The 18440-nt window shown below is 67.4% G+C and carries 13 protein-coding genes; 5 read left to right on the top strand and 8 right to left on the bottom strand.

Annotated features, from left to right (window positions below):
• The first annotated feature begins 82 nt into the window (after window positions 1-82).
• The 3 genes from NR112_RS01490 to NR112_RS01480 all read left to right on the top strand — a co-directional run bounded on the left by NR112_RS01490 (window position 83) and on the right by NR112_RS01480 (window position 5556).
• On the top strand, window positions 83-2659 hold the full coding sequence (locus NR112_RS01490) for a hypothetical protein (RefSeq protein ID WP_256792215.1): 2577 nt from the start codon (window positions 83-85) through the stop codon (window positions 2657-2659).
• Window positions 2660-3127: 468 nt separating this feature from the next.
• On the top strand, window positions 3128-4876 hold the full coding sequence (locus NR112_RS01485) for an ATP-binding protein (RefSeq protein WP_256792214.1): 1749 nt from the start codon (window positions 3128-3130) through the stop codon (window positions 4874-4876).
• Window positions 4877-4917: 41 nt separating this feature from the next.
• Window positions 4918-5556, top strand: a complete 639-nt coding sequence (locus NR112_RS01480) for a response regulator transcription factor (protein ID WP_256792213.1) — start codon at window positions 4918-4920, stop codon at window positions 5554-5556.
• A gap of 283 nt (window positions 5557-5839) precedes the next feature.
• Here the strand turns inward: NR112_RS01480 and NR112_RS23145 are convergent, their stop codons facing one another.
• Window positions 5840-6364: an RICIN domain-containing protein gene (locus NR112_RS23145; RefSeq protein WP_374510995.1), complete on the bottom strand. Its 525-nt coding sequence runs from the start codon at window positions 6362-6364 to the stop codon at window positions 5840-5842.
• 447 nt (window positions 6365-6811) lie between these two features.
• On the opposite strand from NR112_RS23145, the gene NR112_RS01475 reads away from it, so the two are divergent.
• Window positions 6812-7066, top strand: coding sequence for a Smr/MutS family protein (locus NR112_RS01475; protein ID WP_256792212.1), 255 nt, complete (start codon window positions 6812-6814; stop codon window positions 7064-7066).
• A 255-nt stretch (window positions 7067-7321) separates the two neighbouring features.
• Here NR112_RS01475 and NR112_RS01470 read toward each other — a convergent pair whose 3' ends face one another.
• Window positions 7322-7771, bottom strand: a complete 450-nt coding sequence (locus NR112_RS01470; RefSeq protein WP_256792211.1) for a glyoxalase/bleomycin resistance/extradiol dioxygenase family protein — start codon at window positions 7769-7771, stop codon at window positions 7322-7324.
• 443 nt (window positions 7772-8214) lie between these two features.
• Here NR112_RS01470 and NR112_RS01465 point away from each other — a divergent pair, with 443 nt between their 5' ends.
• The gene (locus NR112_RS01465; RefSeq protein ID WP_256792210.1) at window positions 8215-8853 is read left to right on the top strand and encodes a hypothetical protein; all 639 of its coding nucleotides are present in this window, start codon (window positions 8215-8217) and stop codon (window positions 8851-8853) included.
• Window positions 8854-9322: 469 nt separating this feature from the next.
• Here the strand turns inward: NR112_RS01465 and NR112_RS01460 are convergent, their stop codons facing one another.
• From NR112_RS01460 to NR112_RS01435, 6 genes are all read right to left on the bottom strand, one after another.
• Window positions 9323-9601, bottom strand: a complete 279-nt coding sequence (locus tag NR112_RS01460) for an excalibur calcium-binding domain-containing protein (protein WP_256792209.1) — start codon at window positions 9599-9601, stop codon at window positions 9323-9325.
• A 476-nt stretch (window positions 9602-10077) separates the two neighbouring features.
• Complete coding sequence (locus NR112_RS01455; protein WP_306216585.1) at window positions 10078-11322, bottom strand: NarK/NasA family nitrate transporter; 1245 nt, start codon at window positions 11320-11322, stop codon at window positions 10078-10080.
• 102 nt (window positions 11323-11424) lie between these two features.
• Window positions 11425-12174 carry a respiratory nitrate reductase subunit gamma gene (gene narI, locus NR112_RS01450; protein WP_256792208.1) on the bottom strand — a complete coding sequence of 250 codons (750 nt, stop codon included), beginning with the start codon at window positions 12172-12174 and terminating at the stop codon, window positions 11425-11427.
• Window positions 12171-12857, bottom strand: a complete 687-nt coding sequence (narJ, locus tag NR112_RS01445; RefSeq protein ID WP_256792207.1) for a nitrate reductase molybdenum cofactor assembly chaperone — start codon at window positions 12855-12857, stop codon at window positions 12171-12173. Before narJ ends, narI begins: the two co-directional genes overlap by 4 nt.
• The gene (gene narH, locus NR112_RS01440; RefSeq protein ID WP_256792206.1) at window positions 12854-14545 is read right to left on the bottom strand and encodes a nitrate reductase subunit beta; all 1692 of its coding nucleotides are present in this window, start codon (window positions 14543-14545) and stop codon (window positions 12854-12856) included. Before narH ends, narJ begins: the two co-directional genes overlap by 4 nt.
• Window positions 14545-18330: a nitrate reductase subunit alpha gene (locus NR112_RS01435; RefSeq protein ID WP_256792205.1), complete on the bottom strand. Its 3786-nt coding sequence runs from the start codon at window positions 18328-18330 to the stop codon at window positions 14545-14547. The genes narH and NR112_RS01435 overlap by 1 nt, the downstream gene beginning before the upstream one ends.
• Window positions 18331-18440 lie beyond the last annotated feature (110 nt).

Below are 18440 nucleotides of genomic sequence, written 5' to 3'. Positions count from 1 at the left end.
GCCGGTCTACCCAATTTGGGCGATTTGCTCACCTGATGGGGCGGTTCGATCCACGATCGAGAGACGGCACAAGGAGGTCATCGTGACTACACGTTTCGCCAACGCCTGGGGGGTCGAGGCGCACGGAAGGGTGATGCGGCGGCGCCAAGCCACAGTGTTGTTAGTTGAAGTTCTCCTCGTCTTTGGGTACGCCGCCCTGTCCGTCTCTGTGGCCACCTCGAGTGGCCTCGAGGCGCGTATGGTCATCGTTTTCGGCGCGGCCCTTGTCGTGTGCATGTCCATATTGGCGATTCGCTCGTGGGCAGTGAGGGCAGCGAGAGTGGGGGAGGCCGAGGCAGAGGCGAAGGCCAGAGAGGGCGGGCCGCAGGATCAGGACAGCACCGGGCCCGACCTTGGTCGCGAACCGAGCCGTCTCCCGACGGCAGGTGGCACGGTGATCACCTGCTCGGGAGGGGGGATCAAGTCAGCCTCGTTCTGCCTGGGCGCGCTCGCGGCACTGGACGACGCGAAGATCTACCGTGACGCGAAGGCACTCGTGGCCGTAAGTGGTGGCGGCTATGCGGCGTCGGCGTTCAGTGCTTTGGCTGCTGACAAAGAGAAGCCGTTCCTGCCCACCAGTGAAGAGCTTTTGCGTCTTCGCAACCGAACGAATTACCTCGCCGGAAGTTCTCGGGCGCGGTTCGAGATGACGACTTCCCTGCTCGCGGGGCTGGTGTTGAACGTGTTGATGCTGGCCGCCACGGGGGTTGCTCTCGTCTGGCTCATCGTCAACTACTCGTCCGCCCTCGGCCTGGTTGCCACTGCGGCACCGCATCCGCCGGGGGACGTCTGCGCGGTGGAGATTGCCGCGCACGCTCCGCTGGCGGCTCACTGCCCGTGGACCTACGGCGACCCCTCACGCTGGTGGTGGGCGCTGGCGCCGACCGTCGTGCTCGGCGGCTTGGCAGTTTGCCTATTCATTTGGGACCGGACGGGAGCCGAGAAGCCCTGGACGCTAGCCCTGAGTGGTCGAGCGCCGGACAACTGGTGGAGCAATACTCCCAACACCCTTGTGTCCGCGGCTCTCGTGTGGCTGCTGGTGGTGCCCGGTCTGCTCTGGTTGTCCATCGCTGCGCACAACACGTCGTTGAACCCGGCACTACCCGTCGGCGCGATTCTCGACGAGCACAAAGTCGTCCTCGGGGGACTAACGGTGGGGAGCATCTGGGCGTTTGTCAGATCGGCGATCAAGGGCCTGCGACGCAGACCAGACCGGTCCACTTTCTGGGGGTCGGTACTGGCCGGTATTCGCTCTTCGATCGCGCCGCTTTTCGCGCTTGGGCTAATTTTGGTGCTCGTTCTCGGATGCGCTGCCGCCTATGGCGCCTACGCCATGACGACGCCCGTCGTGAGGGGAGCCGTCGAGCCTCAGTGGGCCGGTTCGGAAAGCTGGACGGTCATCGCACTCGCGATGGGGGTCTTCGTCCTGGTGGGCTTTTGCACCCTGGCCAACCACACGAGCATGCACATCTTCTACCGGGACCGGCTGGCCTACGCGTACCTCAACGAACCATCACCACCTGAAGGTAAGCAGCGTGGTCTTGGCCTTGGCTTTGACTGCCTACCGACGCCCCACAGAGACTGTTCGCGCGGGCCGCGTCTCGTCCTGTGCGGCACCGCGAACCTCTTGGATGACGACTTGGTTCCCACAGGTCGCAACGGCACGTCCTTTCTCATGTCTGCGGATGAAGTCGGACTCAGCGCCTGTCGGATGCCGCAGGACCTCGCACCCAACCGTGGAGTGCAGACTCAGGCACCCCGGCAGCTGCCTCCCGGCGGCTCCCTGACGATGAGCCAGTACCGCAAGCGGGTCGGCCGAGACGTCACCGTGGCCCAGGCCATGGCGATCTCCGGCGCCGCTGTCGCGCCGGTGGCCGGCCGGGAGGGACGTATGCGACCGTTTCGGATCCTGTTCGCTCTGGTCAACGTCCGGCTCGGCGTGTGGTTGCCGAACCCTTACTGGAACCACAGTCGTGACTACCGCGGGCTGGACAGGTGGGTCATGTCGGTTGACCGGAAGCTCTCCGCCCCCTCCGGTTTGCAGGTGCTTGCCGAGGCCTTTTCGCGTATCGGGCTCACAGACCCGTACCTGTACGTCAGCGATGGCGGACACTACGACAACCTGGGACTGGTCGAGGCCCTCCGGGACAGGCCGGACAGGGTCATCGTCCTCGACGGCTCTGGCGACGCCGAGGACCGATTCCCCACCATCGGCCGAGCGATCGCGACCGCGCGAATGGATCTCGGCGTGAACATCGACTTCGACCCATCGGTCATGATGCGCGGGAAGGGCGAGCGGCCCCAGCAGGCGCACGTCGTGGCATATGCCGAGTTCGAGGGGGGACACACATGCCGGATCGACTACATCAAATGTGTCCTGCCGCCGAGAATGCCGTGGGACCTCGAGGCGTATCGCTTGGAACACAAAGACTTTCCGGCTACCTCGAGCTCACTAGAGATGTACGACGAGTTCGACTTCGAGGCCTTCCACCACTTGGGGTACGAGGTGATTCGCCGCGCCGCGCTGCGCCCCTCGGCTCCCAAAGACCTACCCGCGCCACTCGCCGTCGACGCTCGTTCAACGACGTCAACGACGTCAACGCGGGAACGCGACAGTTGACAACGGAATCGACGTCACCGGGCGGGCGAAGATCGAGCAGCTGACCCCGGCGCTAAAGGCGCGGGCCGCGGGTGCCGTTGCCCCCATCCTGGAGCACGTTTTGGAGCACGTTTTGGAGCACGTTTTGGAGCGCGGGGCTATAGGCGAGATATCCATGAAACCCTGGCATCGACGTATGCGAGACCAAGAAGACCTCGACTTTGAGGTGGCCCCGCGGGAGGGAGCCGCGCGGAAGTAGTGCCTACTTCCGAGGTCATCAGCGGCCGAGGCGATCCCGGCGCTACCAGGTCGCCCGGTCAATCGGTCCGTGACCGACCGACCGCCACCTTAGGCACTTCGGGGTGTTCGAGGCCCAGCACGGAGCGGGCCGGCGAGAGCCAGGGCTCCATTCGCCTACAACCCGTAACGGTGCGGCCATATTGAGGTGGTTTGGACTCCTATCCCCAGGGGACGCGGGAAGATGTCGTCATGGCGCCTCACCACCTTCGGGCCGTCTATGCAGCGGCAGGGGCAGCGACGTTCGCGCTCAAGATCGCTGCGTCGTCACCCCAGTTCGACGGTGCGGTTGCCTGGGTGTCGATCACGGTGTTGGTCACGCTCGCGTTCATTGTGGTCGGGGGGCTACTGCTGTTTACCGACGTGCCCCCGGTCAACGCCTGGGGTTGCCTGCTCGTGGCGCTGGCCAGCGTGCCCGGTGACCTCAACGACCCACACTATGTGGGAACGGGGCTATCTGGTGTGGGGTTCGTGCTGGAGCCGGTCTATCTGGCTGCTGCGGCTGCACTCGTCCTGCGCTACCCCCAACCGACATTGACCCGGCCGGCTCGTCTCGTTGTGGGAGCGCTCCTTGCTGTTGGTTTCCTTACCCGACTCGGTGCAGCCATGACGATCGGCCCAGCGGCGGACGACTTCTACCGTCCGGAGGGCGCTCCATATGTGGACCTGCCAAGTCTGTGGCACGACCTGGCTTTCGTCCGCGTGGGACGCGCCGTCGTGTGTGTGCTCCTTCTGGCGGTCACAGGGATCCTGACCGTCCGATTCCAGCGGACTCGCGGCCTTGCCCGACAGGCCCGCGCCCCGGTGCTCCTCATCGGAGGTCTCTGCGCCGTTGGGGCCGCCGCAGATCAACTTGTCTGGGCCGTCGGCCCAGATCTCATCGACCTGCCGGGAGCGATCGTGCGCAACCTCACCGCCGCGATTCTCCCCTTCGCGCTGCTTGCAGATCTACTCAGACGAAGGGCAGCGGGCGCAGCAGTCGCTCGCCATGTGTACGAAACGTCCCGCACAGGAAGCCTCGAGCGTGTCCAAGAGGTGATCCGAGACGTCCTTGCCGACCCCAGCGCCGCAGTCCAGGTTCCGACCCCAGCGGGCGGCTGGAGCTCAGCTACCGGCACGTTGCAGTCCAGCCTCGGCGCGGAGGATCCAAGGCACGGGCGAGTCGAGATCCGAGACGATGACGGCATCCTGTTGATGCGCCTGACCTTCGACCCGCGCGCCGTGGACGACGAGCAGCTGATCGCCTCCTGCGTTTCCGCCGTGCGCGCCGGCGCCAGCAACCACCGCCTACACGCCGACCTGGTGGCCAGCCTCTCGGAGCTCCGGGCCTCGCGAGAACGCATCGTGGCGGCCGGACTCGAGGAACGCCGACGCGTTGAGCGCAACCTCCACGACGGCGCTCAACAACAATTCCTCGCCGTGGCCGCGACACTTGCGCAAGCCGACTTCGTGGGTGACGCCGACGTGCGCGCGCTGGTCAGGGACGCCCGAACCGGCCTTCGAGAGGGGCTGACGGAACTGCGAGCGCTCGCACGTGGCATCCACCCCCCGCACCTGCAGGACGGTGGCCTCACGGCCGCACTGTCCAACGTGGCTCACCGCTCCCCACTTGACGTGACGTGTCAGCTCGACCCCCAGGTCGACCACGTCGGGGCGGACGTGTCCTCGACCGCCTACTTCGTCGTTGCCGAGCTTTTGACCAACGCGGCGCGCCACTCGGGCGTGCACCAAGCGGTCCTGACCGCTCGTGCGGAACGGGACGGCATCACCCTGAGCGTGTCCGATGCTGGTCGGGGCGGAGCCACGCTGACCACGCATGGGGGCCTCACAGGGCTTCGGGATCGCGTGGAGGCAATGGGAGGACAGCTCGACATTGCGGAGGCAAGTCAGGGCACGAATGTGACCGTGTGGCTTCCGCGCGAGCGGGTGACACCGAAATGACGGGTCCGGAGCCGCGCCGCGCACCCCTGAGGGTGGTCCTCGTGGACGACTCAGCACTGTTCAGGCGCGGGGTCGCAGCACTGCTGGAGCGAGCCGGCGTCGACGTCGTGGGCGAGCTCTCGTCACCCGAAGCGCTCATGGCGTTGGTGACGTCGACGAGACCGGATGCCGTGATCCTCGACGTTCGTATGCCGCCCACCCACACCGATGAGGGAGTCCGCGTGGCACTGCAGCTGCACACTGCACAGCCACCCGTCGCCGCCTTGGTGCTGAGCACTTACGTGGAGACTCGTTGGGCACGAGATCTCTTCTCGTCTGGCTCGCACGGGCTGGGCTACCTTCTGAAAGACCGCGTCGACGACGTCGGGTCCCTGGTCGAGGCCTTGCGCAGGATTGCCGCCGGCGGAACAGTGATGGACCCTGAGGTCGTCGTCCACCTCATGGAGACCGGAGGGCAGACCTCTGCAGTGTCGCGACTGACCGAGCGCGAACGAGCCGTTCTTAAGCTCATGGCCGAGGGACGCTCCAATCGCGGGATCGGCGAGGCGCTCTTCCTGTCGCCACGAACCATTGAAACGCACATCGCAGCGATCTTCGAGAAGCTTCCCCTCGACAGCGACGACAAGGCGCTCAACCGCCGGGTTCTGGCCGTCCTGACCTACCTGGACGACCACCCGTAAGCCGCCAGCGGTGCGGCCCCATCACAGGCGTGGTCACACAAGACCTCGCTTCGTGCCCGACTCGCGTCATCACCGCTCCCGCGAGCTAACGCCCACACGGCGTCCCCGGGCTGATGAGCTTTTCACCGTTCGTGCTCGGGCACTGGACTGCCCCGAACACCAGATGGCGGGGCCCGGGACTTGCGCCCGGGACCCGCCACCCTGTTCGCCTCCCGCGAGGTCACTCAGGGAACTGGTCTTGGCCGACACTGCTCGCGGCGCGACTGACCTTCGACGGGACTGCTCAAGCTCCTGCGGGCATCCAGCTTTGGTACGAACCACCGTTCCACGGGCCCGTGTACACGGAATGGGCGGCGTTCCCGTCGAGCACAAACCCAGTCGCGACATCACGCAGGATCAAGGTCCCGTACCTCGACTGCTCCAGCGCCCAGCTCTGGAAGGAGCCACCGTTACACGGCAACGTGTACACCTTGCGCGCTGTGTTGCTGTCCAGGCATCGACCGGTCTGCCAGTTCCGAAGCGTCACACCTCCATAGGCGCCAGGCCCTACGATCCACCGCTGGAAACCGCCGTTGTTGCTCGGGATGGCGTAGACATCCCCGTTGTAGTTGCTGTCGAGCGCGAACCCGGTTGCGAGCGACCGGAGATACGTCACCGACGGGAGGGACACCGAACTTGCAGTCAATCCTGGGCTCGACAGCCCACTGATCGGCGCTGAATGGGCGCTTGGCAACGCCAGAGCCGCAGCCGCGGCAGCGATGGCCAAGCTAGACGCGACACGACGGGCGGGCACAATACTTGTGTTCATTTCTGATTCTCCCTTCCGAGGCCCCGGGACGGGACCGGATGACATCAACCGTCCCTGGGCTTGCAGCAGGTGTGATCCGGGCTGGCACTCGTCGTCGGTCCGTGTTAGCCCCCTCCAGGCCGCCTTGCCCTCGGCCGAAGGCGTGACACGAGTACTGACTGCGGTGGTCGTCGGAGACAACGAGACCGTTACGCCACCGGATGCCCAGTTCGGTGGCCCACCCGTTCCGACGTCGCTCGCAGGGATCCGCGGGCGTGAGTGGAGCGGCAGCAGCCTGGGTCTGGCAGTCCAAGGCGGCGGTGTGACGCAAGTCGACGGTCGGGCTGCTGACCCGGCCGGGAAAGGGGCTCAACGATGCCGGTGCTGCATACGGTGGTCACGGCTGGGGAACGAAGAGGGGCGCTGTGCACCTGGCGCTGTCCGTGCGGGTGGCTGGAGGATCGTGTTGTGAGGCTCAAGCTCGACTTGCACGACATCTACAACAGGGGCGATGAGATCGAGCGAGCGCTCCGAGCCGTCATCGACGAAGCGATCGAGAAGAAGGCGCCCCTGGTTGAGATCATCCCGGGGAAGGGCTCGGGTCAGCTCAAGAAGCGGGTGCTGCGCTTCCTGGACCGCAGGGACATCAAGGGCCTTTACCACCGGGCCGAAAAGGACTCCGACAACTTCGGCCGCGTCTTCGTCCACTTCAGGTGGAAGTAGGAACCCGCCCTGCTGCGGGCCAGCCGCAGATCCCGAGACAGTGGATCGAGGCGTACCCCAGCAGTATCTCGACAAGATCGGAGACTCCCCGCTCGCAGTGGGATGCTACGCGTCGTTCTTGTCGACCCGCGCCGCCTCCTCGGACGTCGGGAGGACGACGTTGCCATCGGGATCGTCGACCAAGGCTGCGTACGGGCCGAGGTCTGCGGGGGCGGCATGCGGCTGGGATGGCCGGCGGCGACCAGGCCCCCGGGGCTACTGGGATCCAGGGCGCGGGGTGACGGTCTGACCGCCCCACTGCTCGGGCGCGACGTCGTCGATCGTCTGGTTGAGGACCCACTGGTGCCCGAACGGGTCATCGAGCGTGGCCTGTCGCTCGCCGTACTCCCAGTCGTGCGGTGGGTCGACGACGACGGCGCCTCGAGCCGTCGCTGTCCCGACCACGCGCGCGACGTCGGCGACCTTGAGCATGACCTGGTGAGAACGCCCCTCTTGGGGCGTTCGCCGCCCGGGCCGAACCTCGGCCACCACGAGCTCGGCCGGCGGCCCGTCCGGCAGCCCGAGCTGCGAGCGGTGCCCCTCGCCGATCCGGACGTGTTCGACGAACCCGAAGACATCGGCGTACCACGCCACCGCCGCCCGAACATCGGCCACGGTCAGAACGGGTGTCACCCGCGCATGCGGCGCCGACCGGTTGTTGAGCATCCAGCCACAGTAGATCGGTACGGTCACGTGCGCTCAAACCGTGCCCGTAGGGTCGCCCGGCAGGCGGCGCCGAGACGCACCCCAAAGGCCATGGGTCGGAGTCGCGGGTACAGCTCCATGCGATCGGTGACCCCCGGTGGACGTATGCGTCCGGGCGGCTCGGTCAGACAGAGTCTGGGACGATGACAGTCCACCGAATGTGAGACCGGGGGCAGGAATGGACGCTGGGACGCGGGAGCCGCCGCCGGAGCAAGGGGACGGCTTTGCAGATCGCTGCCGTCGCTTCCGGCGGGACGGGGCACGATGCACCAAACGGGGGACGGCTCGCCGATGGTTGGTGCCACCAGCCTGAGTGTCCGGGGTTTACGCGCTCCAGACCCACGGCGCCCGACGGACACAAGGATCGCAAGCCTCGCGGGACGATGTCCCACGTTGCCTCGACGATGTCAGTTCCACTCTCGGTCGAGGTTGATGAGGTAGACGACGTTCGGGTGTCACTGACAGCCCGCGAGTCGTTCCGCTTCCATCACGGCGGGCCTGATGTGGAGGCAGAGGAGCAGCTCCGGATGATGCTGGAGGACTTCATCCTCAAGAGCGCGCGTGACGTGCACCGCAGCGGCTACGTGACGTTGTCCCGAGAGGGGTACGAGCTCGTTGTGGACCCCTCGATGTCCGTCATCACGAACTACTCAACAGCCCACAAGGAACGGACATGGGAGCAGGTCAAGGCCGGAGTCCTGTCCCGATTTGGTCATAAGTCCAGAGAATCCACCGGCCCAGCGCCCGAGAGGGGTCCTGATCTTCCAGCCAGGGTTGTTCTCGCGACCCTCAACCCGGGAGCGGCCTTCCTCAGTTCGCGGACGCTCACCGCGTTCTCCAAACTGCATGGTCTGAGGGACCTCGACGATGCGTCCCTCGAGGTTGATATCCGCGCTGCGTTGGCTGTCGCGAAAGCGGATGGAGAACTTGGCGCCGCGGACAGAGTGGCTGTCGTCGCCATCCTCCACGGAGGATTCACGTGGTTGGTATCCAAGGACGCACAAGTGGTCGTCGGCGTCAGGCGGAGTCGCGCATCCGACTGAACAGGTGGGTGGCTTCCGCTCGTCCTTCCACTCGTGGCTACTAGACGATGCCCTCAGGACCGGTGTGCGCCGCCAGGTGCCACTCAGGGACCGGTGGCGGTGCCGTGGGTCAGCGGAGGGTCAGGTTGCCGTCCGTGACGATGCCGGCGCGAGCTGCGTCCATCGCGTAGTCGCGGCCCAGCCGCCCGGTTCCACGACCTGAGCGACGAGCACTACGCCCGCACCATCAACACCGAGACCAGTAAACGCAACCCATCCGACAGCTCGAAGCCCTCGGCTACCGGGTCACCTTCGAACCCGCGGCCTGACGCCGCTCGAGCCATGCGGAGCGCTTGAATACCCCTGGTGCCCGGTCACCGTTCACTTTCGGACTAGACACCCTGCAGCGGCCGCGGAACCAAAGCCTGTATTGGCGGTGCCGTTCGCGTCGAGCAGGAGCGAGGCTAGCGCGATCCTCTTCATCGTGGTGTCAGCGCTTCTCGCAGGCGATGCCGTCCTTGTCGCGGTCAAGGCCCTTGTTGGCCCTCATCGCAGCCGCGTACAGCGTGTTGCTCTTCTTGAAGTTTGTCACCGCTCGCCCCGACGTGTGGTCCCTGGCGTTGGTCCGGCCCACGCCGTGCGGGTAGGTCTTGTTGACGCTCGTGCAGTTCTTCCACGAGACGGCAGCCTGCGCGTTCGCGGCGGCGGTGGCGACGGCGAGCGCGGCGACGGCGCCGACGGCGAGGCCGCGCAGTACAGAATTCTTCATGGATCCGTCCTAGGGTCGATAGGGAAGTAATAAAAGGCTGATAGGGCAATATTAGCAGGCTGTGGCAGGATCCTTCGCGGCTGGCCCGACCCACGGATCGCTGACTTAAGCGCGCATCCTTGCGGCTCGATCTGCCTTCATCCAACTGGCCGTAGTGGGCCGCCCACAGTGGGCGGGATGGGCGTCTCGGGCTCGTGGTGAACCTGTTGGCGCCGAGCCTCTGCAGCCCCAGTCAGAGTTGCGGGCGGCTGAACCTGGGAGCTGCATCGGTGATCTGAAAAGGGTTGGGCAACAAGTTTTTGCCACTTCCGCTGTTGCTCGTTCGGCTTCCCAGAGGGCAACTGGCAGCGCGCGTACGTCCGCCGGAGTGGCCCTGACCATGCATCCGGCCAGAGCGGCCCAGGCGTCTGGCGTGCGCTGTCGCGTGTGGCGTGGATTGAAGCGATCTCGCTGGGGAGCCTCCCGAACAAGCCGGCTCACACCGTGGCGGCCGCCGTCCGAGCCTGCTTGCCGCGGGCGTCCTTCACGCCGACGAGCGCGAACACCAGAGCGGCAACTGCGACGAGACAGAGCAGCATCAAACCGAAGCCGTAGTGGTCGAAGACCTTGCCGTAGGTCGCCCCGAGCACCAGCGGCGGGAAGTAACCGCCGAGGCCGCCGGCCGCACCGACGAGTCCCGTGACGCTGCCGACCCGCTCCGGGGGCGCGAGGCGCGCCACCCACGCGAAGACACCGCCCGTGCCGAGCCCGAGGAAGAACGCGATGGCGACGAACGCCGCGCCTGCAGGCACCTCGAGCGGCGGCTCGAACGCCAGGACGGCCGCGAGCACCGCGGTGCCGGCCATGGAGATGCCGACCACGGCGCGCGGGCCGATGCGGTCGGACAGGGACCCACCGATGGGACGGGCGATGACGGCGGCGATCGCGAAGCCGGCCGTCCGCGTGCCGGCTGCGGTCAGGTCGAAGGAGTAGACGTCCTTCAGCAGGGTGGGCAGGTAGGTCGAGAAGGCGACGAAGCCGCCGAAGGCCACGGCATAGAGCAGCGACATCTGCCACGTCACGGGAAGCTTGATCGCCGCCTTCAACTTCGGCACGACCGGATCGGTGTTGGGGTTCCACGCGGGGGAGTTGCGCATCGCGGTCCAGCACAGGGCGGCCGTCGCGACGAGCATCAGCGCGATGATGATGTGGGTCATCGTGTAGCCGAACCACGTCACCATCCGCGGGGTCAGGGCGGACGACAGGGCGGTGCCGCCCATGCCGGCGCCGAAGACGCCGGTGGCGAAGCCGCGCCGGTCAGCTTGGTACCACGCGTTGACGAAGGGCACGCCGACGGCGAAGGTCGTGCCGGCGATGCCGAGGAAGAAGCCGAAGACCAGCATCAGCGGGAACGACTTCAGGTTGCCGGCCAGCGCCACGAGCAGGACGAAGGGGACAGTCACCAGTGTGAGGATCGGGAACATGACCCGGCCGCCGTAGCGGTCGGTCAGCGCGCCCACCGGGATGCGGCCCACCGCGCCGACGAGTACGGGCGTCGCGACGAGCAGCGCCTTCTGGCTGCTGCTGAGGCCCATTTCGCCGGTGTACCTCACGCCCAGCGGGCCGATGATGTTCCAGGCCCAGAAGGTGATGGCGAAGGCCCAGGTCGCCAGGGCGAGGTTCTTCCCCTGCCCGCTCAGGTCCGCGCTCGGCGAGGGCGCGGTCGGTGCGGTCCTGCTCATGATGTCCTCATCTGTGCGTTGTCGTTGTCAGGTCTCATCGTTCGACGTCCGCCGGGCGTATGCCGCGTCGCACGGTTGGCCATCAGGTGCCGCAGGTGCGCCTCATCGCTGCCGGTCGCGGTCGGTGGTGCCGATGCCGCTCCAGCCGGGGCGGGCTTGCCTCGCTCCGGAGACCTGGCGGTCTCGCGAGCGGTAGACGATGTAGGGCCGGAAGAGGTAGTGCAGCGGCGCCGTGAAGGCATGCACGAGTCGGGTGAAAGGCCACAGGGCGAAGAGCAGCATGCCGACGATGGCGTGGATGTGGAACTGGACGGGCGCTGCCGCCATCGCGGCGACGTCGGGCCGGAGGAGCAGGACCGACCGGAACCACGGCGACACCGTCTCGCGGTAGTTGTGCGCCTCGCTGCCGGCACCGACGCTGACGAGCGTCGTCCAGAGCCCGAGCACGATCGCTGCGACGAGGAGGACGTACATCAGCTTGTCGTTCTTCGTCGTCGCCATGAAGACCGGCCCGGTCGTGCGACGGCGGTAGACGAGGATGAGGATGCCGACGAGGGTGCAGAGGCCTGCGATGCCGCCGAAGAGCAGCGCGTTGAAGTGGTAGAGGCCCTCGCTGACACCGACGGCCTCGGTCCACGACTCGGGGATGACGAGTCCGCCGACGTGCCCGAAGAACACGAGCAGGATGCCGAAGTGGAAGAGCGGGGACCCGATGCGGAGCAGGCGCGACTCGTAGAGCTGCGACGAGCGGGTCGTCCACCCGAACTTGTCGTAGCGGTAGCGCCAGACGGTGCCGCCGACGAGGCTCGCGATGCAGAGGTAGGGCAGCACGCCCCAGAGGAAGGTGCTCACGGGCGGGCCCCGGTCGGTTCGAAGGACGAGGCCGTCTGCAGCGGAAGGAGTCTCGGGTCGTAGGGCTCTAGCCCGACCGACTCGGTCGGGTGCGGCCCGCTGAGGCCGACCATCTCCATGACCGCGGCGCGGTCGGGAGGCGACTCGCCGGGGAGGGTCGCGCACACGGCGACGACCGCGGCCGCGTACGCGCTCTTCTTCTCCTGCAGGGCGATCCGCAGCAGCTCGAGGCTTGCGCGGTACTCCTGGAGCAGCGCGACGCCGGCCTCCGGATCGACTCGCGCCGCGAACTCGAGCACCATCGGGAGGTAGTCGGGCAGTTCCCCGTGCGTGTCGACGACCGCACCACTGCTGCGGTATGCCGTCTTGAACCGTCCCAGCACCTCCCCCCGTCGGCGGGTGTCGCCGTCGGTCCAGTACGACAGGTAGAGCGCGTGCTTGCGGCTGAGGTCGAACGTGTCGACGTACGCCTGCTGGAGCTCCGGCAGGTCGGTTCCGCCGAGGTAGGCGACGAGACTCGTCAGTCCGGTGGCGGCGGCCGAGTCGCCTTGCTCCGCGAGGGCATCGCGCATCGAGGGGAGGGTGGTGACGAGCTCGGCCGAGGGGTAGTCGAGGCAGCGACCGGCCACGAGGTGCACGACGCGGTGGTCCCGTGGTGTCGCGCGCCGGCGCAGCCCGATCACGGTGCGTCCCCGTCCGAGCGGCCCGGGAAGAGCCCGGGGGGAGCGCCGTTGCCGTCCCAGTTGAGCAGGTTGACCCGACCGGTCAGGGAGCCGGACTCGGTCGTCGCCATGGCCGCGTCGGACGTCTGCCGCTGCTTGAGCGCGTTGAACGTCTCGACGGCCACCGGCGCGGGCCGGCCGCTGGCCTCGCCGAAGGGTCCGGACTCGTACATCCCCGGACCCTCGTCGAAGTCGAGCGAGCAGCCGATCTCCTCGAGCTCGTGGGCGCGCTCGACGTGGGCGGTCGGGATGACGTAGCGGTCGGCATACTTCGCGATCGCCATGAGGCGGTACATCTCGTAGAGCGTCTCCTCGCTCATGCCGACGGCCTCCGGGATCGCGGGGTCACCGTCACGCCCGAGCGACACGTCGCGCATGTACGCCCGCATCGCCGCGAGCTTCTGCAGCACTCCCGTGACGATGTCGGTGCGCCCCGCGGTGAAGAGCTCGGCGAGGTAGTCGACGGGGATGCGCAGCGCCTCGATGGCGCCGAAGAGGACGGTGCGGTCCTCGGCGTCGTGCCCCTGCGACGACAGCACGTCGACGATCGGCGAGAGCGGCGGGACGTACCAGACCATCGGCATCGTGCGGTACTCCGGGTGGAGCGGCAGCGCTACACGGTAGGTCTTGGCCAGCGCGTAGACGGGCGAGCGCCGCGCCGCGTCCATCCAGTCGTCGGGTATGCCGTCGCGCCGGGCCGCCGCGATGACCGCGGGGTCGCTCGGGTCGAGCAGGAGGTCGAGCTGGGCCTCGTAGAGGTCGCCCTCCTCCGGAGTCGCGGCCGCGGCCGTGACCCGGTCGGCGTCGTAGAGGAAGAGCCCGAGGTAGCGCAGCCGTCCGACGCACGTCTCGGAGCACACCGTCGGCAGGCCCACCTCGACACGCGGGTAGCAGAAAGTGCACTTCTCGGCCTTGCCGCTCTTGTGGTTGAAGTAGATCTTCTTGTACGGGCAGCCGGTGATGCACTGCCGCCAGCCGCGGCACCGGTCCTGGTCGACGAGGACGATGCCGTCCTCCTCGCGCTTGTAGATCGCACCGGAGGGGCACGACGCCATGCAGGAGGGGTTGAGGCAGTGCTCGCAGATTCGGGGGAGGTAGAACATGAAGGTCTTCTCGAGATCGAGGCGGACCTTCTCCTCGGACTCTCGCCGCACCGAGGCGTTGAGCTTGGCGACGATCGGGTCGAGGTGGCCCATCTCGCTCGCGCCGCCGAGGTTGTCGTCCCAGTTGGCCGACCACGTGATCTTCGTGTTCTCGCCGGTGATGAGCGACTTCGGCCGGGCGACAGGGAAGTCGTCGCCGAGCGGTGCCTCGATGAGGGTCTGGTAGTCGTAGGTCCACGGCTCGTAGTAGTCGGCGAGCTTGGGCTGCACGGGGCTCGCGAAGATGCCGAGCAGCTTCTGCACCCGACCTCCGCCCTTGAGCTTGAGGCTGCCGCGGTGGGTGAGCGTCCAGCCGCCCTTCCACGTCTCTTGGTCCTCGTAGCGGCGCGGATACCCTTGTCCCGGCCGCGTCTCCACGTTGTTGAACCAGACGTACTCCGTGCCGGCGCGGTTGGTCCAGGCCTGCTTGCACGTGACCGAGCACGTGTGGCACCCGATGCACTTGTCGAGGTTCATCACCATGCCCATCTGAGCCATGACACGCATCAGTACGTCACCTCCTGCGAGCGCCTGCGCACCGTCGAGACCATGTCGCGTTGGTTGCCCGTCGGCCCGAGGTAGTTGAACGTGTAGGACAGCTGGGCGTAGCCGCCGATGAGGTGGGTCGGCTTGACGAGCAGCCGCGTCACCGAGTTGTGGATGCCGCCGCGGCGACCGGTAGCCTCCGACTTCGGCACGTCGATGGTGCGCTCCTGGGCGTGGTGGACGTAGACGACGCCCTCGGGCATCCGGGGGCTGACGATCGCCCGGCCGACGAGCACCCCGTTGGTGTTGAGGCACTCCACCCACTCGTTGTCCTTGACCTCGATCGAGGCGGCGTCCTGCGGGCTCATCCACACCGTCGGGCCGCCACGCGAGAGCGACAGCATGAGCAGGTTGTCCTGGTACTCCGAGTGGATCGACCACTTCGAGTGCGGCGTCAGGTAGCGGACGGTCACCTGCTTCGAGCCGTCGGGCCCGAGCTTGGGCTCGCCGAAGAGGCGGTGCATGTCGAGGGGTGGCCGGTAGATGGGCAAGGCCTCGCCGAGGTCCTGCATCCAGTCGTGGTCGAGGTAGAAGTGCATGCGACCGGTGAGGGTGTGGAAGGGCTTGAGCCGCTCGATGTTGACGGTGAAGGGCGCGTAGCGTCGCCCGCCGGTCTCGGATCCCGACCACTCGGGCGAGGTGATGACGGCGACCGGCGCGCTCTGCGTGTCGGCAAAGGTGACGTGCTTCTCCTCGGAGCCCTCGGCGAGGTCGGCGAGCTTCTTGCCGACCCGCTCCTCGAGGGTGCGGAAGCCCTGCACGGCGAGGTGGCCGTTCGTCGTGCCGGAGAAGGTGAGGATCGCCTCGGCCATCTTCGCGTCAGTGTCGATCGCGGGACGGCCGTCACCGGCGCCCCCGAGCATGACGCCGTTCTTGGCGGCGAGCCGGGCCACCTCCTCGTCGACCCGGTAGGTGACGTTCTTGACCGTGAAGCCGAGGCTCTCGGCGAGCGGGCCCACGGTGGCGAGCTTCTCGCTGATCGCGGTGTAGTCGCGCTCGACGAGCTGGAAGACCGGCATCGTCCTGCCCGGCACGCCAGGGTGCCCCGTGGCCCGCCAGTCGACCGCGCGCCCACCGGGTTGGGCCGTCTCGCCGGGTGTGTCGTGCATGAGCGGCACGCTGACGAGGTCCTTGCGGACTCCGAGGTGGTTGCGCGCGAGGTCCGAGAGCTTCTCGGCGAGGAGGTGGAAGAGCTCGAAGTCGCTCTTGGCCTCCCACGGCGGGTCGATGGCGGGCGTGAAGGCGTGCACGAAGGGGTGCATGTCGGTCGAGCTGAGGTCGTGCTTCTCGTACCACGTCGCTGCGGGCAGGACGATGTCGGAGAGCAGCGTCGTTGACGTCATGCGGAAGTCTGCCGAGAGCAGCAGGTCGAGCTTGCCCTCCGGCGCCTCCTCATGCCATTTCACTTCGGACGGCCTTGGTGCCAAAGGGTTCTCGCTGCCGAGGACGTTGTGGTGCGTGCCGAGCAGGTTGCGCAGGAAGTACTCGTTGCCCTTGGCCGAGGACCCCATGAGGTTGCTTCGCCACAGCACGAGCGTGCGCGGCCAGTTCTCCGGAGCGTCGACGTCCTCGATCGCCGAGGTCAGCGTGCCGTCGTGCAGGGCGCCGGCGACGTAGGCCGCCGGGCTGGGGGCGGTGCCCGCGTCGACGGCGGCCTGGGCGTCCTCCGCCACCTGGAGCGGGTTCGTGCCGAACTGCGGGTAGAACGGCATCCACCCCATCCGGGCGGACTGCGCGATGGTGTCGGCCGTGTGCTTGCCGGCCAGATGTCCTTTGGCGAGAGGCGAGTTGAGCGAGTCGGCGGAGTAGCCGTCGTTGCGCCACTGGTCGGTGTGCATGTACCAGTACGACGTGCCCGTCATGGTGCGCGGCGGGCGGCCCCAGTCGAGGGCGTTGGCGAGCGAGATCCAGCCGGTGATGGGTCGGCACTTCTCCTGGCCGACGTAGTGCGCCCAGCCACCACCGTTGCGGCCCATGCAGCCGGTGAGGACGAGCAGCGAGAGGATCGCGCGGTAGGTCGCGTCGCCGTGGAACCACTGGCAGATGCCCGCGCCCATGATGATCATCGAGCGCCCTTGCGACTGCTCCGAGTTCGTCGCAAACTCACGAGCGATGCGGATGCACTGCTCTGCGGGCACGCCGGTGATCTCGGCCTGCCATGCCGGGGTGTAGGGCGCGGTAACGTCGTCGTAGCCCGTGGGCCAGCTGCCGGGCAGCCCCGCTCGCTCGACCCCGTAGTGGGCGAGCATGAGGTCGTAGACGGTCGTCACGAGGTGGCCGCCGACGCGCCTGGCCGGCACGCCGCGTCGCAGCACCGATCCAGTGCCGTCGGGCTCGACGAAGGCCGGCAGCAGCACCTCGACCGGCTCGGCAGCCTCACCCGCCATCGTCAGCGCGGGGCTGACACCGTCGAGGTCGAGATTCCACCGCCCCTTGCCCGAGTCGGCGTAGCGGAAACCCATCGAGCCGTTCGGCACGACGGGCTGGCCCGTTGAGTCATCGAGCAGCACTGTCTTCCAAGCGTCCTCGTCGGGCACGGTCGTGCCCTCGTCGGCGATGTCGGCCGCGGTGAGGAACTTGCCGGGCACGAGGGGAGCGGTGGCACCCTCACCCGACGGAGCGGCATACCCCTCCTCCGGTGGGTCGAGGCGGATGAGGAAGGGGAGGTCGCTGTAGGTGCGCACGTAGTCGGTGAAGAAGGAGACCTCGCGGTCGATGAAGAACTCCTTCAGGAGCACGTGGCCCATCGCCATCGCGAGCGCGGCGTCGGTGCCGGCCTGGGCGGGCATCCACTCGTCGGCGAACTTCGTGTTGTCGGCGTAGTCGGGGCTGATGGTGACGACCTTCGTGCCGCGGTAGCGGACCTCGGCCATCCAGTGCGCGTCCGGCGTGCGGGTGACCGGGACGTTGGAGCCCCACATCATGAGGTAGGTCGCATCCCACCAGTCGCCCGACTCCGGCACGTCGGTCTGGTCGCCGAAGACCTGAGGGCTCGCGACGGGCAGGTCGGCGTACCAGTCGTAGAAGCTCGTCATGACGCCGCCAATGAGCTGGATGAAGCGGGTGCCGACGCAGTGCGACACCATCGACATCGCGGGGATCGGCGAGAAGCCGGCGACGCGGTCGGGGCCGTACTCCTTGATCGTGTGGACATGAGCCGCTGCCGCGATTTCGACGGCCTCACCCCACGACGCGCGCAGGAGGCCGCCCTTGCCGCGGGCGCTTTGGTAGCGCCGGCGCTTCTCGGGATCGGTCGTGATCTCGTGCCAGGCGTCGACGGGGTCGCCGAGGCGGGCCTTGGCCTCGCGGTACATCTCGAGCAGGACACCGCGGACGTAGGGGTAGCGCACGCGCGTGGGGGAGTAGGTGTACCAGGAGAACGCGGCCCCGCGCGGGCAGCCGCGGGGCTCGTACTCCGGGCGGTCGGGGCCGACGGACGGGTAGTCGGTCTGCTGTGTCTCCCACGTGATGATCCCGTCCTTGACGTAGACCTTCCACGAGCAGGAGCCGGTGCAGTTGACGCCATGCGTCGAACGGACCACCTTGTCGTGGCTCCACCGGTCGCGGTAGAAGACGTCGCCGGCCCGCCCACCCTCGCGGAAGACGGCTCGTCCGTCAGCGGACTCGTCCCACCGGGTGAAGAAGCGGCCGGCCTTGAGCAGCGCCGCCGTCGCCGATCCGTCGAGGCCAGGAGCTCCTGCCGTGCGAGCTTGGCCAGCCGATTTCGTCGATGACCGTTCAGCCACGACGCACCCCCTTCCGTGCCTCGTTGCGCGGCCGGGTCACCTCGAGGGTTGCCATGCCCAGCACCCTGTCACGGGTGAGACCGGAGTGACCAGACCTACGACCCCCTGTA

The organism is Terrabacter sp. Ter38 (assembly GCF_024519435.1).
Classification (GTDB): Bacteria; Actinomycetota; Actinomycetes; order Actinomycetales; family Dermatophilaceae; genus Terrabacter.
The sequence above is the reverse complement of the archived record's forward strand: the minus strand, read 5'-3'. Positions and strand labels throughout refer to the sequence as shown.